At 46.7% G+C, this 26,963-nt stretch carries 28 protein-coding genes and 1 other annotated feature; of the genes, 20 read left to right on the top strand and 8 right to left on the bottom strand.

Annotated features, from left to right (window positions below):
* Positions 1-18: 18 nt before the first annotated feature.
* Positions 19-1,716, top strand: coding sequence for an NAD-dependent malic enzyme (locus tag ACWJJ4_RS05540; protein ID WP_024085698.1), 1,698 nt, complete (start codon positions 19-21; stop codon positions 1,714-1,716).
* Positions 1,717-1,771: 55 nt separating this feature from the next.
* Here ACWJJ4_RS05540 and ACWJJ4_RS05545 read toward each other — a convergent pair whose 3' ends face one another.
* Positions 1,772-2,089, bottom strand: coding sequence for a PepSY domain-containing protein (locus tag ACWJJ4_RS05545; protein ID WP_003152366.1), 318 nt, complete (start codon positions 2,087-2,089; stop codon positions 1,772-1,774).
* Positions 2,090-2,247: 158 nt separating this feature from the next.
* Between ACWJJ4_RS05545 and ACWJJ4_RS05550 the strand changes: the two genes are divergently transcribed.
* The 3 genes from ACWJJ4_RS05550 (at position 2,248) to ACWJJ4_RS05560 (ending at position 5,161) form a co-directional block, all read left to right on the top strand.
* A complete protein-coding gene (locus tag ACWJJ4_RS05550; RefSeq protein WP_003152370.1) occupies positions 2,248-3,321 on the top strand; it encodes a M42 family metallopeptidase in 1,074 nt (357 codons plus the stop codon).
* Between the two features lie 299 nt (positions 3,322-3,620).
* Entirely contained in the window at positions 3,621-4,202 is a 582-nt protein-coding gene (locus tag ACWJJ4_RS05555) for a CGNR zinc finger domain-containing protein (RefSeq protein ID WP_102422696.1), read from the top strand.
* Between the two features lie 470 nt (positions 4,203-4,672).
* On the top strand, positions 4,673-5,161 hold the full coding sequence (locus tag ACWJJ4_RS05560) for an HPP family protein (RefSeq protein ID WP_026092269.1): 489 nt from the start codon (positions 4,673-4,675) through the stop codon (positions 5,159-5,161).
* A 252-nt stretch (positions 5,162-5,413) separates the two neighbouring features.
* Here the strand turns inward: ACWJJ4_RS05560 and ACWJJ4_RS05565 are convergent, their stop codons facing one another.
* Entirely contained in the window at positions 5,414-5,860 is a 447-nt protein-coding gene (locus ACWJJ4_RS05565) for a YtoQ family protein (protein ID WP_025649736.1), read from the bottom strand.
* Positions 5,861-6,057: 197 nt separating this feature from the next.
* On the opposite strand from ACWJJ4_RS05565, the gene ACWJJ4_RS05570 reads away from it, so the two are divergent.
* From ACWJJ4_RS05570 to motS, 12 genes are all read left to right on the top strand, one after another.
* On the top strand, positions 6,058-6,381 hold the full coding sequence (locus ACWJJ4_RS05570) for a thioredoxin family protein (RefSeq protein ID WP_003152373.1): 324 nt from the start codon (positions 6,058-6,060) through the stop codon (positions 6,379-6,381).
* 15 nt (positions 6,382-6,396) lie between these two features.
* A complete protein-coding gene (locus ACWJJ4_RS05575) occupies positions 6,397-7,206 on the top strand; it encodes a DUF1444 domain-containing protein (RefSeq protein WP_014305597.1) in 810 nt (269 codons plus the stop codon).
* Between the two features lie 14 nt (positions 7,207-7,220).
* Complete coding sequence (gene ytpR / locus ACWJJ4_RS05580; protein ID WP_003152375.1) at positions 7,221-7,826, top strand: YtpR family tRNA-binding protein; 606 nt, start codon at positions 7,221-7,223, stop codon at positions 7,824-7,826.
* Positions 7,827-7,993: 167 nt separating this feature from the next.
* The gene (locus ACWJJ4_RS05585; RefSeq protein ID WP_454021497.1) at positions 7,994-10,576 is read left to right on the top strand and encodes a DNA translocase FtsK; all 2,583 of its coding nucleotides are present in this window, start codon (positions 7,994-7,996) and stop codon (positions 10,574-10,576) included.
* 240 nt (positions 10,577-10,816) lie between these two features.
* Complete coding sequence (gene murC, locus ACWJJ4_RS05590) at positions 10,817-12,115, top strand: UDP-N-acetylmuramate--L-alanine ligase (RefSeq protein ID WP_003152377.1); 1,299 nt, start codon at positions 10,817-10,819, stop codon at positions 12,113-12,115.
* 158 nt (positions 12,116-12,273) lie between these two features.
* Positions 12,274-12,696 (top strand): DUF948 domain-containing protein, encoded by a 423-nt coding sequence (locus tag ACWJJ4_RS05595; protein WP_003152378.1) that lies wholly within the window; start codon positions 12,274-12,276, stop codon positions 12,694-12,696.
* Positions 12,697-12,728: 32 nt separating this feature from the next.
* Positions 12,729-13,142 (top strand): YtxH domain-containing protein, encoded by a 414-nt coding sequence (locus ACWJJ4_RS05600; RefSeq protein WP_003152380.1) that lies wholly within the window; start codon positions 12,729-12,731, stop codon positions 13,140-13,142.
* A 25-nt stretch (positions 13,143-13,167) separates the two neighbouring features.
* A complete protein-coding gene (gene ytxJ, locus ACWJJ4_RS05605; protein WP_076851348.1) occupies positions 13,168-13,494 on the top strand; it encodes a bacillithiol system redox-active protein YtxJ in 327 nt (108 codons plus the stop codon).
* A gap of 235 nt (positions 13,495-13,729) precedes the next feature.
* Complete coding sequence (locus tag ACWJJ4_RS05610; RefSeq protein ID WP_003152383.1) at positions 13,730-14,806, top strand: bifunctional 3-deoxy-7-phosphoheptulonate synthase/chorismate mutase; 1,077 nt, start codon at positions 13,730-13,732, stop codon at positions 14,804-14,806.
* Between the two features lie 278 nt (positions 14,807-15,084).
* Complete coding sequence (ccpA, locus tag ACWJJ4_RS05615) at positions 15,085-16,089, top strand: catabolite control protein A (RefSeq protein WP_003152385.1); 1,005 nt, start codon at positions 15,085-15,087, stop codon at positions 16,087-16,089.
* Positions 16,090-16,157: 68 nt separating this feature from the next.
* A complete protein-coding gene (gene motP, locus ACWJJ4_RS05620; RefSeq protein WP_003152386.1) occupies positions 16,158-16,973 on the top strand; it encodes a flagellar motor protein MotP in 816 nt (271 codons plus the stop codon).
* Positions 16,963-17,652, top strand: coding sequence for a flagellar motor protein MotS (gene motS / locus ACWJJ4_RS05625; RefSeq protein ID WP_070082224.1), 690 nt, complete (start codon positions 16,963-16,965; stop codon positions 17,650-17,652). The genes motP and motS overlap by 11 nt, the downstream gene beginning before the upstream one ends.
* Positions 17,653-17,661: 9 nt before the next feature.
* Here motS and ACWJJ4_RS05630 read toward each other — a convergent pair whose 3' ends face one another.
* Genes ACWJJ4_RS05630 through ACWJJ4_RS05640 form a run of 3 tightly spaced genes read right to left on the bottom strand, consistent with a single transcriptional unit; the run spans position 17,662 to position 20,126 of the window.
* Positions 17,662-18,828 carry an acetoin utilization protein AcuC gene (locus ACWJJ4_RS05630; protein ID WP_071391487.1) on the bottom strand — a complete coding sequence of 389 codons (1,167 nt, stop codon included), beginning with the start codon at positions 18,826-18,828 and terminating at the stop codon, positions 17,662-17,664.
* Positions 18,825-19,469, bottom strand: a complete 645-nt coding sequence (locus tag ACWJJ4_RS05635) for an acetoin utilization AcuB family protein (RefSeq protein ID WP_077722714.1) — start codon at positions 19,467-19,469, stop codon at positions 18,825-18,827. The genes ACWJJ4_RS05630 and ACWJJ4_RS05635 overlap by 4 nt, the downstream gene beginning before the upstream one ends.
* 24 nt (positions 19,470-19,493) lie before the next feature.
* On the bottom strand, positions 19,494-20,126 hold the full coding sequence (locus ACWJJ4_RS05640; protein WP_003152390.1) for a GNAT family N-acetyltransferase: 633 nt from the start codon (positions 20,124-20,126) through the stop codon (positions 19,494-19,496).
* A 158-nt stretch (positions 20,127-20,284) separates the two neighbouring features.
* Between ACWJJ4_RS05640 and acsA the strand changes: the two genes are divergently transcribed.
* From acsA to sr7p, 3 genes are all read left to right on the top strand, one after another.
* Positions 20,285-22,003, top strand: coding sequence for an acetate--CoA ligase (gene acsA / locus ACWJJ4_RS05645; RefSeq protein WP_014418650.1), 1,719 nt, complete (start codon positions 20,285-20,287; stop codon positions 22,001-22,003).
* Positions 22,004-22,056: 53 nt separating this feature from the next.
* Positions 22,057-22,289 (top strand) — a binding site (T-box leader).
* Between the two features lie 50 nt (positions 22,290-22,339).
* Entirely contained in the window at positions 22,340-23,605 is a 1,266-nt protein-coding gene (gene tyrS, locus ACWJJ4_RS05650; RefSeq protein WP_007613147.1) for a tyrosine--tRNA ligase, read from the top strand.
* A 119-nt stretch (positions 23,606-23,724) separates the two neighbouring features.
* Positions 23,725-23,850: a small protein SR7P gene (gene sr7p / locus ACWJJ4_RS05655; protein ID WP_255219922.1), complete on the top strand. Its 126-nt coding sequence runs from the start codon at positions 23,725-23,727 to the stop codon at positions 23,848-23,850.
* 40 nt (positions 23,851-23,890) lie between these two features.
* Here sr7p and ACWJJ4_RS05660 read toward each other — a convergent pair whose 3' ends face one another.
* The 3 genes from ACWJJ4_RS05660 to ACWJJ4_RS05670 all read right to left on the bottom strand — a co-directional run bounded on the left by ACWJJ4_RS05660 (position 23,891) and on the right by ACWJJ4_RS05670 (position 25,821).
* Positions 23,891-24,214, bottom strand: a complete 324-nt coding sequence (locus tag ACWJJ4_RS05660) for an AzlD domain-containing protein (protein ID WP_003152394.1) — start codon at positions 24,212-24,214, stop codon at positions 23,891-23,893.
* Positions 24,211-24,942, bottom strand: a complete 732-nt coding sequence (locus ACWJJ4_RS05665) for an AzlC family ABC transporter permease (RefSeq protein ID WP_077722711.1) — start codon at positions 24,940-24,942, stop codon at positions 24,211-24,213. Before ACWJJ4_RS05665 ends, ACWJJ4_RS05660 begins: the two co-directional genes overlap by 4 nt.
* 72 nt (positions 24,943-25,014) lie before the next feature.
* A complete protein-coding gene (locus tag ACWJJ4_RS05670) occupies positions 25,015-25,821 on the bottom strand; it encodes a TrmB family transcriptional regulator (protein ID WP_025285117.1) in 807 nt (268 codons plus the stop codon).
* Positions 25,822-26,043: 222 nt separating this feature from the next.
* Here ACWJJ4_RS05670 and ACWJJ4_RS05675 point away from each other — a divergent pair, with 222 nt between their 5' ends.
* A complete protein-coding gene (locus ACWJJ4_RS05675) occupies positions 26,044-26,913 on the top strand; it encodes a cation diffusion facilitator family transporter (RefSeq protein WP_070082220.1) in 870 nt (289 codons plus the stop codon).
* The last annotated feature ends 50 nt before the right edge of the window (positions 26,914-26,963 follow it).

The following is a 26,963-nucleotide window of genomic DNA, read 5'->3' on the forward strand; positions in this document are numbered from 1 at the left end:
TTTGAAAGGAAGAGACAGGTGAATCAATTTCAAGTGACGAAAGATGGAGAAATCAAAACAACTCTGCGCGGATTAGAAGTGCTTTCTACGCCTTTTTTAAATAAAGGGGTGGCCTTTACACAGGAGGAAAGAAAGGAACTCGGGCTCGAGGGATTTCTGCCGCCGAAAGTATTGACAATCGAAGAGCAGGCGAGGCGGGCCTACGAACAATTCAGTTCGCAGCCTGATGAGCTGAGCAAAAATGTCTACTTGACCGCTCTCCATGATCGGAATGAAACATTATTTTACAGGCTGTTAAATGATCATTTAGGCGAAATGCTGCCGATCGTATATACGCCGACCGTCGGCACCGCGATCCAGCGTTACAGCCACGAGTACAGAAAACCCCGCGGTCTGTATTTGTCAATAGATGACCCTGAAGGAATGCGCGCCGCATTTCAGCAGTTCGGAAAAAATGAAAACATTGACTTAATCGTTGCCACAGATGCGGAGGGTATTCTGGGAATCGGTGACTGGGGCGTCGGCGGCATCGCCATTTCTGTCGGAAAACTCGCGGTGTATACGGCGGCGGCCGGAATTGATCCGTCACGAGTGCTTGCGGTCGTATTAGATGCCGGGACAAATCAAGAAAGCCTCTTAAATGACCCGCTGTACGTCGGAAACCAGCATTCAAGAGTGCGCGGCGAGAAATATGACCGCTTTATTGATGAGTATGTCTCGCTTGCCCGGGAAACATTCCCGAATGCGCTGCTTCATTGGGAGGATTTCGGTACGGCTAACGCCCGCGGCATATTAAAACGGTATAAAGATAAAGTCTGTACGTTTAACGATGACATTCAAGGAACGGGCGCGGTGTCGCTTGCAGCTGTTTTAGCGTGTGCGAAAGCATCAAAAGTGCCTTTAAAAGAGCATAAAGTCGTCGTCTTCGGCGCGGGAACGGCCGGTATCGGAATTGCTGAGCAGCTGCGCGAAGCTATGGTGCATGACGGATTAAGCGAAGAAGAATCATACAGCCGCTTTTGGTGTATCGACAGAAACGGATTGTTAACGGATGATATGAAGGACTTGCGTGATTTTCAGGTTCCGTACGCCCGCCCTGCTGATGAAGTGAAAGAGTACGGCCGCAGCGGTGAAGGCGGATCAATTGATCTGGCGGAGACGGTGCGACAGGCCAAGCCGACGATCCTGATCGGCACATCCACCGTCTCAGGCGCATTTACGGAAGAAATCGTCAAAGAAATGGCCTCACATGTCAAACGGCCGGCTATTTTGCCGATGTCAAATCCGACGACATTATCAGAAGCAAAACCTGAAGATTTAATTAAATGGACGGAAGGCCGCGCGCTTGTCACAACGGGAAGTCCGTTTCCGCCTGTTGCGTATAACGGCGTTACCTACCATATCGGACAGGCGAACAACGCGCTCGTATTCCCGGGACTCGGGCTCGGCACGATTGTGACAAAAGCAAGGCTCATTACGGACAATATGTTCGTTGCCTGCGCGAATGCCATCGCCGGTATGGTGGACGTCGGCAAGCCGGGAGCGCCGATGCTTCCGAAAGTGGAGGATCTCAGGACGGTATCGGCAACAGTGGCGGTAGCCGTAGCTAAAGCTGCGATTCAGGACGGTGTAGCGGAAACGGAACCCGAGGATCTGATCCAAGCGGTGCAGGACGCGATGTGGAACCCCGTATATAAACGAATTCGGCCGATGTAACCGAATAAAGCCCAAAACGCTGATGGTTTTGGGCTTTATTTTTTGCTTGTCCGAATTATGAGGCGACAGAATCAATGACATCGACAATCTGGCCTGTTTTTGCATTGACCATAACTTCATATTGCTCCAGTTCGCCGAATGCCGAACGTGTCACGCCGGTTTTGTATACCTGGATGGTTTCTCCGTTTACCTGGTAGGGCTCGGGCTCTGTGTAAATCCATGATCCGTCTATCGGCCCGCGCTGTTTAAAAGCCGCTTTCACGATACGGAGCGCTTTTTCTGAAGAGATATAAGGTTTCATCGCATACTTTTTCACTGCGATGGCAGCGCATAATCCGACTCCTGCACCTAAGAGAAAATGACGTAATTTCAATATGAAGCACCTCCAATTATGTCGTAGTTTTTATTATACAGAAGATGCCAGACGGTGTTAAGTAAAGCGGCGGTTTTACAGCCCATTCAATCTGAGCGCTTGGAAAACGGTTGTTTTTCTAATAAAATAAAAGCATTACATAGAAATGAGGGGAAAATATGAATGAGGAAACGAAAACGCTTTTCCGGACGCTGACGCAGCTTCCCGGCGCACCGGGAAATGAACATCAGGTCCGCTCCTTTATGAAACGGGAGCTTGCGAAATATGCGGATGACATCGTGCAGGACAGACTCGGAAGTGTTTTCGGAGTAAGGCGCGGCGCTGAAGATGCGCCGACCGTTATGGTAGCCGGGCATATGGACGAAGTCGGGTTTATGGTAACACAGATTACGGATAACGGCATGCTGAGATTTCAGACGCTCGGCGGCTGGTGGAGCCAGGTGCTGCTTGCCCAGCGCGTCGAGGTGCAGACGGATAACGGACCGATTATCGGCGTCATCTCAAGCATCCCGCCCCACATTTTAACGGATGCCCAGCGCGCAAAGCCGATGGAGATCAAAAATATGATGATTGATATCGGTGCCGATGACAGAGAGGACGCGGTCAAAATGGGGATCAGACCGGGACAGCAGGTCGTGCCGGTCTGCCCGTTCACCCCGATGGCCAACGAGAAGAAAATATTGTCCAAAGCGTGGGATAACCGCTATGGCTGCGGGTTAAGCATTGAACTATTAAAAGAGCTGCACGGAAAAGACCTGCCGAACAATCTGTACGCCGGGGCCACCGTTCAGGAGGAAGTCGGCTTGAGAGGGGCGCAGACAGCGGCCAACATGATTCAGCCTGATCTCTTCTTCGCGCTTGATGCCAGCCCGGCAAATGATATGAGCGGCGATAAGGAGCTGTTCGGCCGTCTCGGCGAGGGGGTGCTGCTCCGCATTCTCGACAGAACGACGGTCATGCACCGCGGGATGAGAGAGTTCGTCCTTGATATGGCGGAAACGCACAATATCCCTTATCAATATTTCGCTTCAGGCGGGGGAACGGACGCCGGACGGGTCCACATATCAAACAGCGGGGTTCCGTCTGCCGTCATCGGCATTTGTTCAAGATACATTCATACAAATGCCGCTATCATCCATGTCGATGATTATGCCGCGGCGAAAGAAATGCTCATTAAGCTGGTCATGGCGAGTGACAAACAGACGGTCGAAACGATCAGAGAAAATGTGTAAAAAAATAAGCAGTCAATAAGTCCCTTTGAATACTTATTGACTGCTGTTTTTACATTCTGTTTTAAGCCGCGTGATCGAGACAGTTCATTAAAGCGTATTGAAAATAGAATTAGGTAACACATATTATTTTTCAATATTATTATCAAAATGGTTCCAATCCAAATAAACAACCACGAATCTTTATTGCAATGATAAACGTTTTTAAATCAAAAACATGCTGCAAGCATTGAGATGAGCAGCGATTTCACAAAGTCGAGTGACATTTGCATTTTTTATTTGTTCTGCAAGGAGGTATGATTATGACAAAAAAGACAAACATAAAATTTCCTCTCATCTCTAACAATCTTCCTCTTGATCTGGTTAATACTGAGGTGGTCAGTTATGGTAAACGTCATAATTTGTTAAAGTCAAAAGAGGATCTTTTAGAATGGTTAAGGTTAATGAGTAAAGTAACCCCTTTTTTCAATCAATTAACATTAAAAAAAGCACAAGATGAACTGACTACTGTGATGGTTGAAAAAATACTTGAGTTACGATCAACACTAAGAGAAAATTTTGAGAAAATTGCAGATGGTGAAGAACCTGGAGAATCTTTTATCACTTTTTTAGAAAAAAAGATTGAATTGGCTCCATTTACATATAAGATTCTCGATACTAAACTTGCTCGTATTCCAATTGGAAATATTGATGATGCAATTATTTCGCTCATTGCTTATGATGGCTTATCGCTAATATATACAAAAAAGATTAATTTAATTAAGCGATGTGCTAATGAGGAATGTGTTTTATTATTCATTGATAACACTGGAAGGAGAAAATGGTGTTCAATGAAGATATGTGGTAACAGAGAAAAGGTTTCCCGTCATCTTAAAAAAACATAGAACAAATTTTCTTTATTGTATTGTCGAAATCATCTTGCACTTTACTTTAATTTTGAATAATCACATATAAATAAAAAGTTAATGAACAGCCTTATTTCAATATTCTTTTGAGTAAGGTTGTTTGTCTTTTTTAGAAAAAACAATCAATAAGTAACTTAACGGCTTTTACGGAAAATTAAAATGTCGCTCATAAAACAACCAATTTGCAGCTAAAACCCAGTTGAATTATAAAAAAAGGTTAAAGTAACAAACAGGAAAATGATATTTCAAGCGTTCTTAAAAGATCATTTTTGAATAGAAGAACAATCTTTGAAAGAGAGAAGGATTGTAATTTCAGATTTATAACCCTTTAAAATTAAATTGACAGGTTATTTTAATTGTTTTAAACTTAGTGAAAAGGAGGGGTTATATTGAAGATTGAGCAAACAGCAGAAAATCCACAAAGTAAAAAAGGCTATTATTTCAAAAAAATGAAAGGAGGAGGAAAAAGTCCTTTAAAAGTAAATGTTAAAGATGCTTCAACAGGCTTATTAGGTGGTTTTATAACAATTTTAATCTTGTCATTGATAACCTATAAAACTGGATCTCTGTGGCTGATGGCGCCTTTTGGGGCAAGTTGTGTACTGGCTTTCGGAGCGTGGAATGCCCCTTTATCACAACCTAGAAATATTATTGGCGGACACTTCATCTCGACATTGACTGGACTTGTTATATATAATCTTCTTGGTTCTCATCCCTGGACATTGGCTTTAGGAGTGGGGCTAGCTATATTTTTTATGGCGGTTACAAAGACTACTCATCCACCTGCTGGAGCGGACCCTATTGTAGTTATTCAAGGGGCGTATGCTTGGAGCTATTTAGCTTTTCCGGTTTTTGTGGGATCTGTAATTATTGTTGCGGCAGCAGTTATTATTAATAACTTGCGAAATAATCGGCAGTATCCCACTTTTTGGTTTTAATCAATTTCAACGAGCAGCATATGTATCCGTTATTGCGCAGATTTCGCTCTCCTTCCTTACATATAAAGAAAACAATATATAGTTAGTTTGAGGTTGAGTAAAATAATTCATGAATGAAGTGAAGAAAAAGAGGGCTGTGGGAATAATTTATTGCGGACAAATTCTTTTGGATTCGAGAAAAAAGTCTGAAAAGTAAGATTTGATACCATTCTATTGTAAATAGGTAAGCAGGACCGCATAAAGGCGGCCTGCTTATTTTGTTTCAAATAAATAAGAGAGTGCTTTCATCGCTTGATTTACGGTTTCGACCGTGATATTCGCTTTTCCGGAAAGCTCTTTCAGCGGATGATGAAGTTCTTTCGGGCGGATGAGAATGAGCGGCTTTCCTTTTGCGACGGCATAAGAAGCATCCATCGCGGTATTCCACTGTTTATATTTCTCGCCAAACAGGGCGATCACAAAATCGGCTTTTTCCATCAGCACCTCTGTACGGAAATTGTTGATATCAGAAGCTCTGGCGTCTTTTAAAACAGAATCGGGCTGCACGCCCATAATCTCTTCTCCGATATTGTCTGAGCGTTCATGGTTTTCCATCGGACCGACAAACGTAATCGGCAGGTTCAGCGCTTTTGCTTTTTGTTTGATTTCATCCCGCCAATCACTGTGGATTTCACCGGCTAAATACACGACAAACTGCACCTTTTGCCCCTCCTTATGTACATATTCAGAATTTCGTACGGCTACAAGCAAAATGGTAAACGAAACTTGCTTGATAATGCAAATGAAATATGATAATGATATTGCATATAGTTGGTTTTGCCGTAAACAGTCTGGTATGATCCAATTGGACAAACATCAGCATATAAAAAACTCATAATCCAGATGGAGGAATGACAATGAAAAAGATTGAAAGCACGGAAGAATTGCAAAAAGCGGTACAAGACGATTGGGCGGTATTTATGTTTTCAGCGGATTGGTGCCCGGACTGCCGCTTTGTGGAGCCGTTTCTCCCTGAGCTGGAAGCGGACTTTCCTGAATTCACTTATTACTACGTAGACCGCGATCAATTTATTGATACATGCGCGGAATGGGAAATTTACGGCATTCCGAGCTTTGTTGTGTTTAACGGAGGAAAAGAAGTGAACCGCTTCGTCAGCAAAGACCGTAAAACAAAAGAAGAAATTGAGCAATTTTTAACCGATTCCCTTGCTAAAGCATAAAGGAGGCCACGGGCTTTGAAAATGACGTCAAGGAAGCTGGCGGATTTATTAAAACAGCGCCTGCAGCACGAGAACCGATCCTTCTTTTTTGACAGAGAAAAAGACACCCTCCGTGTTGAGGATCAAACGACCAAAAAAGGCATCACATTGGAGCTCCCGCCGATCATTGCGAAATGGGAGACAAAAAAAGAAGAAGCGATCGACGAAATCGTCTACTATGTGTCAGAAGCGATGGAGGCGATGGAAGGCAGCGGACAGGAGATGTCCGGAAAGGAAGCCGGAATCTATCCGGTCATCCGCTCTACGTCATTTCCCGATCAAACGAGCGACGGCATTCCGCTCGTGTATGATGACCATACGGCCGAAACGAGAATCTACTACGCGCTTGACCTCGGCAAGACGTACCGCTTAATAGACAGCCGTATGCTCGAGAAAGAAAGCTGGACAAAAGAACGCATCAGGGAGACGGCGTCATTCAATCTCCGCTCTCTTCCTTCGGTCGTGAAACAGGATACGGTTGCGGACAATTATTTTTATTTTTTCAGGGCGAATGACGGCTATGACGCCAGCCGGATTCTCAATGATTCAATTCTTCATGAATACAAGCAGGCCGCCGAAGGCGAATTGGCGATTTCCGTCCCGCATCAAGATGTATTAATACTTGCTGACATTCGAAATGAATCGGGGTATGATATTTTAGGGCAAATGTCCATGAGCTTCTTTGCAAGCGGCACAGTGCCGATTACGGCCCTTTCATTTCTGTATAATGAAGGCAGACTGGAACCTGTGTTTATCATGGCGAAAAGCCGGCCGAAAAAGGATTAGAAAGGATTTTTCTTATGAACGCTTTTTACAATAAAGAAGGTGTGGGAGATACGCTTCTGATCTCTCTTAAAGATGCAGCACGCGAAGAAATCGGCTATGAAAGAGAAGGCGATGTCGTCAGAATCTTTAACAAAGAAACAAAAGAAACGACGGGCTTTAACATTTTTAACGTGTCTTCTTACTTACAGATTGAGGACAACGGCCCCGTCGCTTTGTCTGAGACATTCGTTCAGGATGTGAATGAAATACTGAACAGAAACGGCGTTTCAGAAACGCTGACGGTTGACCTTTCTCCGAAATTTGTTGTCGGTCACGTTGAATCGAAAGAAAAACATCCGAATGCGGATAAACTGAATATCTGCCAAGTGAATGTCGGAGAGGAAACCCTTCAAATCGTTTGCGGCGCGCCGAACGTGGACAAAGGGCAAAAAGTCGTCGTCGCTAAAGTCGGCGCGGTAATGCCGAGCGGACTTGTGATTAAAGACGCTGAATTAAGAGGCGTTCCGTCAAGCGGCATGATCTGCTCCGCGAAAGAACTCGCTTTGCCGGATGCGCCGGCGGAAAAAGGGATTCTTGTTCTTGAAGACAGCCGCGAGGCCGGCGAAGCATTTCAATTCTAACTCCCATAAATAAGCGCACAGAATCGAATGATGTGAGAGAAAGCCGTTAAGCAGGCCTGCTTAACGGCTTTCTTCAGTTGGGAGCTTAATCTTTTCTGAGCCGCCCGGCAATGGTATACTAAATATCGTCCCAGACTACTAAAAAGGGAGTTAGAGAGTGATTAAACATGAGTTGGCTGAATAAATTTTTTGACTTATTTTTAGGTGAAAAAGAAGAAGAGCATGAACGTGAACCGAACACGCATGCCCAAATCCCGAAACAGCACATACCGGATCAGCCAGAAGGCAAATTAACGCGCATGGAAGATCCTAAAATATATTACGAATATCCGAAAGGGAATTTCCGCTTCCCGGTCGTTCCGGACGGCTATAAGCGAACGGAGCAAAACCAAAGACAGCGGGAAAGGCACGAACGCCGCCAGCCGTCCCGGGGTTATGCCGCCGGGAAGGAGCAAACCGAGCGGAAACAGCATACACATAAAGAGCCTGATGCCGTGAAAAAGCCCTTTAAACCGTCATCCATTCCTTCACCGGTTTACGGCTTTCAATCTCAGCACAGCATAAAAAAAGCGCCTATTTCCGAAAAGCGGCGTGAAGAGAACGTAACATTGCTGTCAGAGGAGCAATTTGTTCCGCCAAAATCCGGTCAGGAAACGGAAAAAGAGCCCGTCTTCACAACATCCGGCATAACAAAACAGACGAATGACCGGCCAGACCCGTTTGCGAAACAAGAAACGGAAGAAATCCAGGCCGTTAAAAAAGAGGAGCTTCACACCGAGGCTGAGAATGCAAAAGAGCAAGTGTTTGCAGCACCAGAACCACAGCAGGCTGAAGAGCGGGAGCACACCGAAAGCGCGGAGCCTGCCGGCTTTACAGAAGAACAAGAGCATGAACAAACCCGACCGCAGCCTATTAAAGAGCCTGAGTATGAAGCATCCCGAACGGCTGAAAACACAGAGGAATATCAGGAGCCTGAGCCGGAAAAAGCACCGCCTTTTGAAACCGCAGAAGAACCGGTGTATACATACACAGAACCCGGATACGATGAGGAAGTTCAGCCGCAGTCTGAAGACAAGCCCGAATCAGCTGAAACCGACGCGAAACAGGAAGCAGACTCTCAGCCTGAGTACAATGAAGCAGACCGGCATTCAGACCCCGCGCCTGAACCTGTAAGCATTGAGACGGCTGATGCCCCGTCCCGGCCTGCCGAGGAAAAAACGGAGCATCCCGGACAGCCTCAGACTGTGAGAAAAGCGGAGCGGCCGAAAGAGCGCAATGTTCCGTTTAACGTCATGATGCTTAAAAGCGATAAACACAAGCAGACGAAGACGCCAGAGGGCGGAGCGAGCTATGTCTTTCCGAATCTGTCGCTTCTGGACGTACCGCCGGCGCAAAGACATGACGACCAATCGTGGATTGAAGAACAGCGCGAGCTTCTAAACGTTACGCTGAAAAACTTTAATGTGCGCGCCCAAGTCGTTCATGTCACACAAGGCCCGTCCGTCACACGTTTTGAAGTGCATCCTGAGCCCGGAGTGAAAGTAAACAAAATTACAAACTTAGCAGATGATATTAAACTGAGCCTGTCTGCCAAGGATATTCGGATTGAGGCGCCGATCCCCGGTAAAAACACGATCGGCATTGAAGTTCCGAACCGCGTAAGCAAAGTCGTCGATTTAAGGCAGATGATCAGAAGCGCCGCTTTCAGGACGAATCCGTCTCCGCTTACAGCCGCGCTCGGTGTCGATATTTCCGGAAACCCGGTCGTCATTGATTTGAAAAAGATGCCGCACGGGTTGATAGCGGGTGCGACAGGATCGGGAAAAAGCGTCTGCATCAATACCATTTTGGTCAGTCTGCTTTATAAGGCGGATCCGAGTGATGTCAAAATGCTTCTGATTGATCCGAAAATGGTCGAGCTTGCGCCTTATAACCAAATTCCGCATTTGGTCAGCCCCGTCATCACGGACGCCAAAGCCGCGACCGCCGCGTTAAAATGGGTTGTGGAAGAGATGGAACGGCGGTATGAACTGTTTGCCCATTCGGGTGTGAGAGATATCGGCCGCTTTAATGAATTAACGGCCGATCATAAGACAGGCGAAAAGCTCCCGTACCTCGTAGTGGTCATTGATGAGCTTGCCGATTTAATGATGGTCGCGCCGAACGATGTGGAAGAAAGCATTGCCAGAATCGCGCAGAAAGCGAGAGCCTGCGGCATTCATCTGCTTGTCGCGACACAGCGTCCGTCTGTCGATGTCATTACCGGAATGATCAAGGCGAACATACCGACGAGGATTGCATTCTCCGTCTCAAGCCAGGTAGATTCCAGAACGATCATCGACATGGCGGGAGCGGAAAAGCTGCTCGGAAAAGGCGACATGCTGTACTGGGAAAACGGTACCGGAAAACCGGTGCGCCTGCAGGGCAACTTTGTATCCGACAGAGAGATTGACCGCGTCGTCTCTCATGTCAGAAAGCAGCTGCCGCCTTCTTATTTGTTTGAACAGGAAGAACTGATCAGGCAGGGAACCGCCCTTAAGGAAGAAGACGAACTGTTTCCTGAGGCGTGCCAATTCGTCGTGGAGCAAAACAGCGCCAGCACCTCAAGCCTTCAAAGAAGGTTCAGAATCGGTTATAACCGCGCCGCGAGGCTGATTGACATGATGGAAGCCGAAGGCATGATCTCAGAAGCGAAGGGCAGCAAACCGCGTGAAGTGCTGATTACGGCCGCTGACATTTCTCAAGAATAAGAATATCGTTCATTTTTCTCACAAACATGGTATGATAGTGGATGGACCATCAAAACTGCATCACTGTCACGCGCTGAAATATCATGCGGCAGGTTTAATCAAAAAGAAAGTTACAGATACTGACGATAACGTAAAAATAAATGGAAGCGCCGCTGTGCGGGCTTTTCGCCCGCTGCGGTCGCAAAATGAAATGAGCGTCATATACTGGGGAACAGATAGACGTTTGTTGGAGGTACGATTATGACTGTTTATCATTTTGTTGGAATAAAAGGGACAGGTATGAGCCCGCTTGCTCAAATCCTGCATGATACAGGGTATCAGGTGCAGGGATCGGATATCGAGAAGCAGATTTTCACTCAGGCTGCCCTTGAAAAAAGAAATATCCCGATCTATCCGTTCAGCGCCGATAACATCAAACCCGGCTTAACGGTAATCGCCGGAAACGCATTTCCTGATTCTCATCCGGAAATCGCAAAGGCGCTCGATGAAGGGATTCCTGTCATCAGATATCATAAATTTTTAGCTGAATATATGAAAAAATACACAAGTGTCGCGGTAACGGGCGCACACGGCAAGACGTCCACAACGGGCCTCTTGGCACACGTGATGCAGCAGGCGAAGCCGACTTCGTTTCTTATCGGGGACGGGACGGGCAGAGGAAATGAAAGCAGCGAATACTTTGTATTTGAAGCTTGCGAGTACCGCCGTCATTTCTTAAGCTATCAGCCTGATTATGCGATTATGACGAATATTGATTTTGACCACCCTGATTATTTCGCCAACATTGACGATGTGTTTGATGCTTTCCAAAACATGGCGCTTCAAGTCAACAAAGGCATCATTGCCTGCGGTGATGACGAGTACCTGCCGAAAATTCACGCCAATGTGCCAGTCGTTTATTACGGCACGGGAGAAGAAAACGATTTTCAAGCGAGAAACATCGTAAAAAATACGGAAGGCACGACATTTGACGTCTTTGTCCGCAATACGTTTTACGATACGTTCTACATCCCGGCATACGGCCATCACAATGTCCTCAATTCCTTAGCGGTCATTGCGCTCTGCCACTATGAAGAGATAGACGTGAACATGATTAAGCTCGGACTTGAATCATTCGGCGGCGTCAAACGCAGATTCAATGAAAAAGTGATCGGCAGCCAGGTACTGATCGACGACTACGCCCACCATCCGACTGAAATCAAAGTCACGATTGAGGCGGCGCGCCAAAAATATCCCGAACGTGAAATCATCGCGGTATTTCAGCCGCATACGTTTACACGGACGCAATCATTCCTGGATGAATTCGCAGAAAGCTTAAGCGCGGCCGACCGCGTGTATCTGTGCGACATTTTCGGCTCTGCCCGCGAGAACGTCGGCAAGCTCACGATCACGGATCTTCAGGAAAAAATCGATAACGCAGAACTCATTGAAGAAAATGACACATCCGTGTTGAAAGCGCATGAAGGCGCAGTGCTGATCTTCATGGGCGCCGGAGACATTCAAAAATATATGAGAGCCTATGAAAACGTCATAGCGTAACAAAAAAGCAGTGGGGCTCTCACTGCTTTTTTGCGCGTGCTGCAAAAGGGATTTACCGATAAACGGAGAAATAGTATACATACAGACCTTTCATATATGTTTATCATTTTAAGAATTGGGTATATACCACTATATCCTGCATTATAAGGAGGTATTAGATGATCATCATTCTTTACTTAAGCGTCGCACTCATTGCCGTTGCATTTCTCATCCTCGTCATCTATCTGTCCAAAACATTAAAGTCCGTGCAGATGACTTTAACAAACGTAGCCTCGACTTTAGACGGCCTTGAAGGGCAGATGAAAGGCATTACCGCAGAGACAGCCGAGCTGTTACATAAGACAAACCGTCTCGCGGAAGACATTCAGGAAAAATCAGAGAAATTAAATACGGTTGTCCATGCTGTTCAGGAAGTGGGAACTTCCGTCCAGCAGTTTAATACATCCATAAAGCAGGCAGCAGGTTCCGTTACGGCCTCTGTAAGAGAGAATCAGGATAAGATCAGTCAGGTTGTCACCTGGAGCCAGGCCGCTATGGAAATATGGGACAAGTGGAAGCAAAAGAAAAAAACATCGCTTTAATCATAAGAAAAATCCACTAAGGAGGAATCATAATGAGCAAAGATGGAATCAATAGTAAGGATTTTTTAATCGGAACGCTGATCGGGGGAATTATCGGCGCGACAACGGCGTTGTTTCTGGCGCCTAAATCAGGTAAGGAGCTGCGCGACGATCTCGGCAGTCAGGCTTCTGCGTTAAAGGATAAGACGGACAGAATGACGGCTGACGCGAAAGAAAAAGGCTCTCAATATGTCAGCATCGCCAAGGACAAAACATCTAATATCACCCAGCTGGTAGCTGATCAGTCAGGCCAGATTATGAATAAAGTGAAGGATTTAAAAGACCGTTCTAAGAGCACACTAACCGAGAAAGCCGAAGAGACGAGAAGCGAAATGCAGGACACGGCCCAAAGCATCAAGGCCGAAGCGGAAGACGCCGGGGAAAAAGCCGGTCAGGCAAATCGCTGACCTTCAATAAGGAGAGATAACCGACATGACAAAACAGCTGATATCATCTGAAGAAGAGTTCAAAAATGCCGCTGAGAAAGAAAACACGCTCGTGTTTTTGAAACACAGCACAACCTGCCCGATCAGCCAAGCCGCGTTTCAGGAGTTTGACGTCTTTGCATCGGAGCATTCAGAAGTACCTTCTTATTACCTGCATGTGCAGGACAGCCGGCCGCTTTCAAACTATATCGCCGAGACATACGGCGTGAAACATGAAAGCCCGCAAGTATTCGTCATTACAAACGGCGAAGTGAAATGGCACGCGTCTCATTCACAAATCACAAAAAACGCAATAGAGCAGCACCTTTCATAATTGCTGGCCGCCGGTTGATACCGGCGGTTTTTTTTTGAAAAAAACTATTGATCATTTCAGCCGGATCATGTAGGATATCAATATATACTGCTTCAACGCATAAAAGCTTAAAAGCGTTTTGGTGATAAAGTCGAATGTGAAAAAATTTATTATTTCATATTCCTATTTTCGCATAACTGTAGTAAGATGCATGTTAACCATTAAAATAAAACATAGCATAGAAGGGATGAAAAAGATGAGCAACAAGGAATTAGAGAGCCTAAGACAGCAGGCAGACGCACTAAACTTAGAAATCCTTAAATTAATCAATGAACGCGGAGCCGTTGTAAAAGAAATCGGTAAAGCAAAGGAAGCACAGGGTGTCAACCGATTTGACCCTGTCAGAGAGCGTACAATGCTTAACCGCATTATTGAAAGCAATGACGGCCCATTTGAAAACTCAACGATCCAGCATATTTTCAAAGAAATTTTCAAAGCCGGACTTGAACTTCAAGAAGAGGATCACAGCAAAGCGTTGCTCGTCTCCCGGAAGAAAAAAGCAGAAGATACGATCGTTGACATTAAAGGCGAAAAAATCGGTGACGGCGATCAGAGATTCATCGTCGGACCTTGTGCCGTAGAAAGCTATGAGCAGGTTGCCGAAGTCGCGGCCGCAGCGAAAAAACAAGGCATTAAAATCCTGCGCGGGGGCGCGTTTAAACCCCGCACAAGTCCGTATGATTTCCAAGGTCTCGGTGTAGAAGGCCTGCAAATTCTCAAACGCGTCGCTGATGAATATGACCTCGCGGTGATCAGTGAAATCGTAACGCCCGCCCACATTGAGCAAGCGATTGATTACATTGACGTCATTCAGATCGGCGCGCGGAACATGCAAAACTTTGAATTGCTGAAAGCCGCCGGCTCCGTTAAAAAGCCGGTATTGTTAAAACGCGGTCTTGCCGCAACAATTTCAGAATTTATCAATGCAGCTGAATACATCATGTCACAAGGAAACGACCAAATCATTCTTTGTGAACGCGGAATCAGAACGTACGAAACGGCAACGAGAAACACGCTCGACATTTCTGCCGTGCCGATTTTGAAACAGGAAACTCACTTGCCGGTGTTTGTTGACGTCACACACTCAACAGGCCGCCGCGATCTCCTGCTTCCGACAGCAAAAGCGGCGCTTGCGATCGGCGCTGACGGCGTGATGGCCGAAGTTCACCCTGATCCTTCCGTTGCCCTGTCAGACTCTGCGCAGCAGATGGATATCCCTGAATTCGAGAAATGGCTGAACGAATTAAAGCCGATGCTGAAAGTAAAAGCATAATACAACGTTCTGCTCTTTAAAGGCCGCCTCGCGCGGCTTTTTTTCGTATCTTCATTTTATTTAATTATAAAATGAAAGTGAACGTTTTCATCACTGGGAAAAACGTGTATAATTTCATGAGAGATATTTAAATTTGATGAATAATGAAAAATAATGTACACTACTGACTTACGCTTACAATCATAAACGACAGAATGCGAAATCGTACGACATTTCTTTACATAAAGTGTTTATGCTATAGATAAGGATAAGTGTATCCAGTAAAAGGAGTGGTTTCAGTGAGCAACATTACGATATACGATGTGGCCAGAGAAGCAAATGTCAGTATGGCGACTGTTTCCCGCGTCGTGAACGGCAACCCGAATGTAAAACCGACGACCAGAAAAAAAGTATTGGAAGCCATTGACCGGCTCGGCTACCGTCCGAACGCGGTGGCAAGAGGGCTTGCAAGCAAAAAAACGACAACGGTCGGCGTCATCATCCCTGATATCTCAAGCATTTTCTACTCGGAACTTGCGCGTGGAATTGAAGATATCGCGACGATGTACAAATATAATATTATTTTAAGCAACTCGGATCAAAATCTTGAGAAAGAACTGCATCTGTTAAATACGATGCTCGGCAAACAAGTGGACGGTATCGTATTTATGGGCGGCAACATTACGGACGAGCATGTCGAAGAATTTAAGCGCTCTCCTGTGCCGATCGTCTTGGCGGCATCAGTGGAAGAACAGGGCGAGACGCCTTCTGTCGCCATTGATTATGAACAGGCGATTTATGATGCCGTTAAGCTTTTCATTGATAAAGGGCATCGCGATATTGCTTTCGTCTCCGGACCGATGCAAGAGCCGATCAACCGCTCGAAAAAACTGCAAGGGTACAAACGGGCGCTTGAAGAAGCGGCGATTCCGTTTAACGAGCAATTCGTAGCGGAAGGCGATTACACTTATGATTCCGGTATGGAGGCGCTTCAAAGCTTGATGGGCCTTGACCGGAAACCGACGGCGATTCTTTCTGCGACGGATGAAATGGCCCTCGGCATTATCCATGCGGCCCAAGATCAAGGTCTTTCGATACCTGATGATCTTGATATTATCGGTTTTGACAATACGAGATTGAGCCTGATGGTCCGCCCTCAGCTTTCAACAGTCGTGCAGCCTACGTACGACATCGGCGCCGTGGCGATGAGACTTTTGACAAAACTGATGAACAAAGAGCCGGTTGAAGAGCATATCGTCGAATTGCCTCACCGCATCGAATTAAGACAATCAACCAAGTCATAAAAAAACGGAAAAGCAAGCTTCACTCTGAGGGGTGGAATCTTGCTTTTTTACTTGAGTAAGGAGAAGATATGAAACGTTTTGATTATCTGACGCCCGTTGGCTTTATGTTAGGCTGTATTATTGTCGCAATCGGTATTCTGTCAGGGACGGGACTGGCGGGAATCAGTTCATTTTTGGATCTGACTTCTTTTTTAATCGTCACAGGCGGCCTTGCCGCGGCGGTCTTTATCAGCTTTCCGCCGAGGGATTTAAAGAAAACCCCTTCTGTTCTGAAACAGGTATTCTCCCGTCAGGATGACAATGTGAAAGAGCTTGTCAGAGTATTTGTCAGCCTTTCGGAGCAGGCGCGCAGGCAGGGGCTGCTGTCTCTGGATGACCAGGCGCGGGAGATCAAGGATCCGTTTTTAAAAAAAGGGCTTTTGCTTGCGATTGACGGCTGGGACGAGGAAACGATCCGGCTGGTGATGGATTCTGAGATCGCCGCAATGGAAGAAAGACACAGAAAAGGAAGACGCGTTTTTGAAAAAGCCGGTGATTTCGCACCCGCCTGGGGAATGATCGGGACGCTCGTCGGACTCGTTCTTATGCTCAAAAATTTAAATGACCCGCATACCCTCGGACCGAACATGGCCGTTGCGCTATTGACGACGCTGTACGGAGCGCTGCTTGCCAATTTGGTGTTTATTCCAATCGCGGCAAAACTTGAAGAAAAAACGGAAAGTGAAATTTTCATCAAACAGGTCATGATCGAAGGGGTTGTCGGCATCCAATCGGGCAAAAATCCCCGCAACCTCGAAAGTCAGCTCGTCGTCTTCAGCTCAAGAGAAGACTGGCGTAAAGGACAGCCTGCGAACAAGAAAAAGGGCGCTGTCCATGAAGCTTAGAAAAGAGCGTTTTGAAAGAAGAAACAAACCGGAACATTCCGGCGGTTCACCAAGATGGATGGTGACGTTCGCTGACTTGATCACGCTCATTCTCGTGTTCTTTATCTTGCTTTTTTCGATGTCGCAAATAGACGCGGAAAAATTTCAATCTGCCGTTTCATCGATTCATACAAACGGCGGCGGGGGTGAACCGGCGTCATCAGACAAAGCAAACGAAAATAAAGAACAGGATTTGCTGTTACAAAACGTGAAGACATACATAAAAGCGCATCATTTGAGTTCCAAATTGACGGCGAAGCGCGATGAGCGCGGAGTGGTTCTTGTGCTGCAGGAGGCCGTTCTGTTTCAGACGGGAAAAGCGGATGTGCTGAAAAACGCCGAGCCGGTTCTGCATCAGATCGCGGTGCTTTTAAAAACAATTCCGAATGACATACAGGTAGAAGGCCATACGGACAGCCGCCGGATTTCCACCTATCAATTCCCGTCGAACTGGGAGCTGTCGTCTGCAAGAGCGGCGAGTGTGATCCGGTATTTTACCGCGAATGAAGACTTTTCCGCCAAACGGTTTATCTCTGCCGGGTATGCGGATACGAAACCTGTGAAGGACAACAAAAGTCCCGGACATATGAAAGAAAACCGCCGTGTAGAAATTGTGATCAAAAAAACGACCTCCTCATAAGGTCGTTTTTTATTTTGTTTTATACCGCTGCTCAGACCGGATGGCAAAAAGAGCTTTTTCCACGGTTTGGGCATTTTTTTCTGAAATTTCTTCTTTACGGGGAATCGGAGGATATAATTGTTCAGGATCACTCCAAAAAGCGGGCAACGTGCAGGGGGAGTGCTTCTGCCATTTATCAATCCATTTCTGCGGTATGCGCTCCCCGGGATCAATCCCTTTCATCTCAAGCCAAATGCGGCTCCATGCTCTCGGGACGACTCTCCAAATATCGTATCCGCCGCCGCCGACCGCGATCCATCTGCCGCTGCAATATTGATGGGCTAATGAATGAGCGAGCCGCGGGATCTCCTGATAAATGGAGATTGTATTGGACAGGTGTGTCAACGGGTCGTAATAATGGGCGTCCGCACCGTTTTGGGTAAGTATGACATCCGGCTTAAAAAAAGCCGCGATTTCTGAGGCGGCCGTTTTGTAAGCGTGGAGAAAGGAATCGTCCTCTGTGAAAGCGTCCAGCGGAATGTTAAAAGAATAGCCGTAGCCTTGCCCGCTTCCTTTTTCCAGTACCTGCCCCGTCCCGGGAAATAAATAACGCCCGGTCTCGTGAAAAGAAACAGTGCAGACATCAGACCTGTCGTAAAACGTAAATTGAACGCCGTCGCCGTGGTGGGCGTCTGTATCAATGTATAACACTTTTGCCCCGTAGTTCTTCTGGATGTATTGGATGGCCACGGCGCTGTCATTATAGATACAAAAGCCTGACGCCCTGCCGCGGAAGCCGTGGTGAAGGCCGCCTCCTAAATTGCAGGCGTGCCTAGCTTGTCCCGTCATGACGTAATCAGCCGCCGTTAAGGTGCCGCCCACCAGAAGCGACGCAGCTTCATGCATGCCGGCAAAAACGGGGGTGTCTTCCGTTCCGAGACCGTAGCTTTCTCCTTCTGCGGCAGGGAGCCGGCCCGCACCCGCAAGTTCCACCGCCTGTATATAATCCTCTGTATGAACGAGAGCCAGCTCTTCTTTAGAGGCCGTGCGCGGAATGACGATGTCTCCTTCGTCAAACGCGTCCGCCGCCTGAAGCAGATCGTATGTTAAAAGCACGCGCTGCTGATTGAACGGATGATCCTGATGAAATTGATACGTCTGATAAGAAGGCGAGTAAACAAAAACGCTGTCTTTCATGGCTGATCCCTCAAATGCTTCGGCCATAAGACATTGTATCCGGCTTCATGAACGGCACGGATAAAAGGGAGCGGATTCATCGTCTTCACCCGGAAGACGAGAATGTTCGACCCGGCGGAATCATGGGGATAGACGAGCACACTCAGGATTTGAAGCTGAAGATCACGGCACATGCAGCTGAGATCAGCAAGGCTTTTTGTCATATCCGTCACCAGGATTTCCACCTGGGATCCCGGCTGGGCCGCGCCTGTCAGGCTGACGAAAGTCCGGAGCACGTCGGTTTTCGTTAAAATGCCCGTCAGCTTATGGTTTACCGTAATCGGCAGACAGCCGATGCCGTGCTCATAAAAGGAGGCGGATATTTCTTCCACAAAGTCAAGCGGATGGGCGCAGATGACATCCCGCTTCATAATGGTCTCCACTTTGTTTGTCAGAAACGCGCCGCGTTCCTTTTGTTCAAAGCTGCCGGGGCCGGCCTGTTTAATGTCTCTGTCTGTGACAATACCGGTGACGTGCAGCTCGTCGTCGATGACAGGGAGATGGCGGATATGATATACCTTCATTTTACGGACGGCTGTTTCAATGGAGTCGTGTTTTGAGACGGTGATGACGTCCCGTTTCATGATTTGTTCTGCAATCATCTTTTTATCCCCTTTGTATGTCAGTCAATACATAAATCGCTGATAAAAACGAAGCCTGTCGAACTGTTCAATTGACTCCTGACTGACGTGCCTGCCGATGCGGGCCATCAGACAATTGGCAGGATGAGAGCTGATTTCCGGTTCATCCGTTGCAAACCAGACAAGACCCCCGGCATTCATCATCTTTTCCATGATCTTTCTGTATTCCCACACATCTTTTTTCATTCCTTTTAAATCCCAATGCCAGTAATATTCCGTCGTCATGATGATGTACCGTTCCATCTGTTCATCCATCATGCTGACTGTCAGCAACGTTTTTCCGACAGAACAGCCCCTGTAGCCGGGAGCGACCTCGATCGCACCGAGTTCAAGGAGGTCTTCCATATTTCCGTCAGACCACCGTTCAAGCGGATCAGGATATAAATACGTCACATAGCCGATAATCGTCTGTCCGTCCCTGGCGATAATGATCCGACCTTCAGGAAGCCCGGCGATCTCGATTAACGCTTTGTGCTGTTCATGAGGAAGGCGAAAGGCTGTCAGGCCTTCATGAAACTCATACTGTGCTAGGTCCTTTGGAGGAACGGGCCCTTCTACCAATAGAGGGCCGGCTGCTGTCTGAATTGATGAAGAATGGTACGTTTTATGATGTTTCACTGATTCACCGCCTGTCGGTTCTTAATAAAAACACATCTCTCTTAAGCATAACAAAATATAAAGCGTTTTCAATAGTGTTGTAATTTATATTTTAAAAATTGAGAAAACTGTGAACATCTACTATAATTAGTCTATAGATAAGCAAAGGGGGATGTTGCATGAATTTGAAAGCGTTGCCGGCGGAAAAGGGGAATTATCATCTGCGAAATTATGAGGAAACGTACCGCAGCTTCGATTGGAAAGAGGTCGAAGCGGAGTTTTCCTGGCATCAGACGGGGAAGCTGAATGCGGCGTACGAAGCGATTGACCGTCATGCCGAATCATTTCGAAAAAACAAAGTAGCGCTGTATTACAAGGACGCAAACCGGGATGAAAAATACACATTTAAAGAAATGATGGAGGAATCGAATCGGGCGGGAAATGTACTGAGACGGTATGGAAACGTGGAAAAAGGGGACCGCGTTTTTATTTTCATGCCGCGTTCGCCGGAGCTTTACTTTATCATGCTCGGCGCAATTAAAATCGGTGCGATCGCCGGCCCTTTATTTGAAGCGTTTATGGAAGGCGCCGTCAAAGACCGCCTGTTGAACAGCCAGGCAAAGGTTGTCGTGACGACACCTGAACTGGCCGAACGGATTCCGGCGGACAGCCTGCCCGACCTCGAGCATATTTTCATTGTCGGCGGCAGCAAAGAAGCGGGAGATAAAATCATCCATTATGATAAAGCGGCTGAGGGAGAAAGCACGAGACTTGATATTGAATGGATGGACAGAAGAGACGGCTACCTGCTTCACTACACATCAGGATCTACCGGAACGCCCAAAGGTGTGCTCCACGTTCATGAAGCCATGATTCAGCAATACCAGACCGGCAAGTGGGTGCTTGATCTTAAAGAAGACGATATTTACTGGTGCACTGCGGACCCGGGCTGGGTGACCGGGACGGTGTACGGGATATTTGCGCCCTGGCTGAACGGAGCGGCGAACGTGATCGTCGGCGGCAGATTCAGTCCGGAAAACTGGTACGGCACGATCGAGAAGCTCGGTGTCAGCGTCTGGTACAGCGCTCCGACGGCTTTCAGAATGCTTATGGGCGCCGGAGATGAAATGGCATCCAAATTTGACCTTACTTCACTCCGTCACGTCCTGAGTGTCGGAGAACCTCTGAACCCCGAGGTCATCAAGTGGGGACATAAAGTATTCGGCAAGCGCATCCACGACACGTGGTGGATGACAGAAACGGGCGGACAGCTCATCTGCAATTATCCTTGCATGGAGATCAAGCCGGGTTCAATGGGGAAACCGATTCCGGGAGTGGAAGCGGCGATCGTTGACAATCAGGGAAATGAGCTTCCGCCGTATCGGATGGGAAATCTCGCCATTAAAAAGGGCTGGCCGTCGATGATGGATTCCATTTGGAACAACAAAGAGAAATATGATTCTTATTTCATGCCGGGCGGCTGGTATGTTTCCGGAGATTCTGCTTATATGGATGAAGACGGTTATTTCTGGTTCCAAGGCAGAGTCGATGATGTCATTATGACATCCGGCGAGCGCGTCGGCCCGTTTGAAGTCGAAAGCAAACTTGTTGAACATCCGGCGATTGCCGAAGCCGGGGTCATCGGAAAGCCGGACCCTGTCCGGGGAGAAATTATTAAAGCGTTTATCGCGCTCAGAGAAGGGCATGAGCCATCCGATCAGCTGAAGGAGGACATTCGCCTCTTTGTAAAACAGGGGCTTGCCGCGCATGCCGCACCGCGGGAAATTGAATTCAAAGATAAACTTCCGAAAACACGGAGCGGAAAAATCATGAGACGTGTGCTGAAGGCGTGGGAGCTGAACCTGCCGGCAGGCGACCTGTCCACAATGGAAGATTAAAGACGGCGTTGACATCGTATTTTATTTATGTTAAAAATGAGTAAGCTTCATACGAAAAGGTTTTGATTGAGACAAGTAGGATATCTGATTGTTCCAGAGAGCTGATGGCCGGTGAAAATCAGCACATAAGATATGCCGAATACACTCATGAACCGCTTTTGCGAACAAAGTCATTCCAAGGCTTTCAGTAGTGAAAGAACGGACACGGTCCGTTATCAAAAAGAGTGATAAAAGCTTTTTTATGCTTTTATTAGTAGGGTGGTACCGCGATTATATCGTCCCTTCGTTTTAAACGAAGGGGCGTTTTTTATTTTCATAAACAAAGGAGCAGACAAAATGACTAACTTATTAGAGGATTTATCATTCCGCGGCTTAATCCAGCAAATGACGGATGAAGAAGGACTGAATAAACAGCTGAACGAAGAAAAAATCCGTTTATACTCAGGGTTTGACCCGACGGCTGACAGCCTGCACATCGGACACCTTCTGCCGATATTGACACTGCGCCGTTTCCAGCTTGCAGGCCACCATCCGATTGCGCTTGTAGGCGGCGCGACGGGACTGATCGGCGATCCGAGCGGCAAAAAAGCGGAGCGTACGTTAAATACTCAGGATATCGTTGTCGAATGGTCGCAAAAAATTAAAAATCAGCTTTCCCGATTTTTAGATTTCGAGGCGGGAGAAAATCCCGCTGTCATAGCGAACAACTTTGATTGGATCGGAAAGCTGAGCATCATTGAATTTCTCCGCGACGTCGGAAAGAACTTCGGAATTAACTACATGCTTGCGAAAGATACTGTAAGCTCAAGAATTGAAACCGGAATTTCTTACACGGAATTCAGCTACATGATCCTGCAATCCTACGATTTTCTGAATCTGTACAGAGAAAAGAACTGCAAACTCCAAATCGGAGGCAGTGACCAGTGGGGCAACATCACGGCCGGTCTTGAACTGATCAGAAAATCAGAAGAAGAAGGGGCGAAAGCTTTCGGTCTTACCATTCCGCTCGTCACAAAAGCTGACGGCACGAAATTCGGCAAAACGGAAGGCGGCGCCATTTGGCTTGATAAAGAAAAAACATCGCCGTACGAATTCTACCAGTTCTGGATCAATACAGATGACCGCGACGTCGTCAAATACTTAAAATACTTTACTTTCTTGTCAAAAGAGGAAATTGAAGCTTATGCTGAAAAAACGGAGACGGCTCCTGAGAAAAGAGAAGCGCAGAAACGTCTCGCTGAAGAGGTGACGGTTCTTGTACACGGCCGCGAAGCGCTTGAGCAGGCCGTTCATATCTCCCAGGCGCTGTTCAGCGGCAATATTAAAGAGCTTTCTGCTCAAGACGTCAAGGTAGGATTTAAAGATGTACCTTCGTTTGAAAAAGACCGCTCTGAAGAACTGTCTTTAGTAGACGTGCTAGTGGAATCTAAATTATCGCCTTCAAAACGGCAGGCCCGCGAAGACATTCAAAACGGAGCTGTTTACATTAACGGCGAGCGCCAGACGGACATCGGGCATCTTCTGACTGCGGAAGACCGCATTGAAGATCAATTTACCGTACTGCGCCGCGGAAAGAAAAAATACTTCCTGATCACGTACTAAAAATAAAAAGCAGTCCGGCCGCTCCATGCGGCAGGCTGCTTTTTTATGTTTTGTGAATACTGCACGGGGAAATGAGTACAGTACATGGTATAAGCAAAACAGGGAAGGGGTGCTGCGCCGTGAATTTTATGTTTACCATCGCCAAAGAAAGATTGCAACGGGATCATTGGGAACAGCAGCAAAGCATAAACGCCGAAGCCGAAGCCGAGGAATCAGAGACGGAAGAAGAAAATCCGATATCATAAAGGTAAAGCCTCCATTCTGCGGAATGGAGGCTTTTGATTGTCACCATATCAGCCTGACGGCGGCCATCAGCACGACTCCTGTGATGACCGTGATGGATAAGCTTTTTGTCAGCATCGCACAAAGCAATGTCGGGATGAGAACGATCATTGCTTTCCAATCAAAGGTCAAAGCGCTGTTTGTTTTCACAATCATGCTTTCCGTTACCAGAGCAGTCAAAATGCAAAGCGGAATAAAGGAGAGCCATTTTAAAGCCAATTCAGGCATCTGAATGTTCCGGACAAATATAAACGGAACAATGCGCGGCACAAGTGTAACAATCATGCAGCCGAGTATAATCCAGATCATTTGTGTGCTGATGCTCATTTGTCCGTCACCACCCCGATCGTTGCCACAATCACGGTTGAGACGATGACCGCGATGTGTGACGGGACGAAATACGATAACAAGACCATAAAAATGATCATATAGAGAATTAAGGAGAGGCTGTGCTTCAGCTTTTCCGAAGCGGATGACTGCAATTGCAGCACAAGCAGCGCCGCGAACATAGCGGGCAAAGCAAAGTCCAGGCCGAGCGCGTAAGGATCAGATATCCATTGCCCGAGAAGCCCGCCCATCACGCAGGAAATAACCCAGCACATGTAAGCGGTTATATTGAGGCCGTTCATCCACTTATCGTGTAACCTGCCGTTCTGAGCCGCTTTGTTCACCGCTACTCCGAAAGATTCGTCAGTAAGCAGAGCCCCGAAGCCGATATTTTTCGCCAGAGAGTATTTCGTGAAATACGGCGCGATGGTCAGGCTCAGCAGAAGGTGCCGCAGATTGACGATAAACGTCGTTAAAATAATGGCGGAAATCGGACTCCCGGAAACAAGGAGCGAGCAAATAATAAATTGGGCGGCGCCGGCATAGACACACAAGGATAACAAACAGATTTCAAGAATGCTTAGATGAGAGGCAACGCCGACGATGCCGAAAGCAAAACCGATGCTCATATAGCCCAGCAGCGTAGGCACACAATCCCGCACCCCCTGTAAAAACGTATCGTTCATTTCCCGGGAAACGGCGGTTTTTTGCACTTCTGTGTTAATCATTTTTTATACTCCTTTCATAGAGATTATAATGATAACGACTAATGAAAAAATCAAAGAAAATACGGTTCACATTTATATGAACCGATTTCCGGTGACGACATGAAATAACGAATGGTTTTGTTTCATCAGGCCTTCAACTTTTTCAGCCCCGACTTCTTTCACAAGCTCTGCGAACATCAGATCGTGCCTCATATATTCCATGGCCACGAGAACGAGAGCGGGATCTTCTGATTTAATGGCCCAGGCATTCGTCTGCGGAGAAAAATTGGCGATTAAGACTTCTTTATTATCTCGGGCAGCTATCGTTAATCTTCCGCCCATCCGTTTCTCCGCCACTTCAGGAGACATATTATGATTTGTCGTATTTCCGAGCTTCACTTCCGGAGGGCCGAACACAATCGAAAAGACGGGCAATTGTTCGGCGGCGCGTTTATTAGCGGCTTCTTGAATAAAGGGAATCTGCTGTTCCCAGACAGACAGCCACAACTCTTCCTCGGCTTTTTCAATCATATCCTTCATCTCATTGATGACATGATCATTCGTGCTGATGCGGCGGATGACATTCATCTCCTGCTCGCTTTCCAGCGCCAATAACTTTTCCTCAAGGTAGCCGAATGAGCTCTCGAAATCGTGCCGGAGCCGGTCGATTAATTCCTTTCCGGCCAGCGGGGCATATGTAACCGGATCAGACGGTACAATATGGACAGCGCCTTTATCAACTAATTTCCCCAATACCTCATAGATCATTGAGCGGGGGACGCCTGACCTTTTGCTGATTTCATATCCGGTAACAGGCGAGTGTTTCAACAAGCCGATATATGCTTTACATTCATATTGAGAAAATCCAAACTTCTGTAATTCTTTCAGAACATCGTCCATAAACATCCTCCGTAGTGGTTATTCATGAAACTACTATAATGTAAGCGGTTATATCTTGTCAATGGGACTTGAGTGCTGAAAGAAAGGTTCGCCTGTTTTGTCGCTTTCCAACTTAGTTTATGATGAGTTACATGTATGGCTTTTGTGAAAAACGTTGCCGTAGACCCACACGAATGCCGTTTGATACGATAAATACAAGAAGTCAAAAAGAGGAGGATCACGGTGGAAAACACCTCTAAAATCGCTTTTTTATCGGTTATAAGCAATTCCCTGGTCGTCATGCTCAAAATAGTGGTGGGGATAATAACCGGATCTGTCGCGATACTTTCTGAAGCCATTCATTCTTTTTTAGATTTGATCGCCGCCTTCATCGCCTTTATCTCCGTCAGGATTTCAAAAAAGCCGGCTGATACAGGGCATCCGTACGGTCATGGAAAAGTCGAGAATCTGTCGGGGACCATCGAGACGATTCTGATTTTTGCGGCAGGGATTTGGATGATATATGAATGCATTCAAAAACTGGTGAACCCGGCGCCGGTTCATCTGCCCGTATTGGGAATTGTTGTGATGCTTGCTGGGGCTCTCATTAATTTGATCGTTTCGAAGTTCGTAAAAAGAGAAGCCGAAAAGGTTAATTCCGTGGCAATGAAATCAAATGCCCTGCATTTACTGACTGACGTGTACACATCATTAGGCGTAGCGGCAAGCCTTTTGGTCGTTACCTTAACGGAGTGGTACATACTTGATCCCATTATAGGTATGGTGCTGGCGGTGTATATCATATATGAAGCGTTTAAATTAATGAAAGAAGCATTCCCGCCGCTGATTGATACCCGTTTGTCGGAAGAGGAAGAAAAAACAATTTTAAAAATTATCGAAACATTTCAACAGGAATTTATTGAAATTCACGATTTTCGTACAAGACGCTCCGGCCCGCAAGAGTATATTGATTTTCACCTGGTCGTAGCCTCTCACGTGACGATTAAAGACGTGCACGACCTGTGTGACCGCATTGAAAGAGATATTACGGATGAATTCAAACAAGCACAGGTAATGATTCACCCCGAGCCGGAGAGCGAGAGGAAGAAATAAATCGATCTTATGTTTGCGTTTGTTCCCGGCAAAATGCCTGCAAAAGGCCC

This window comes from Bacillus sp. JK62 (genome assembly GCF_053663455.1).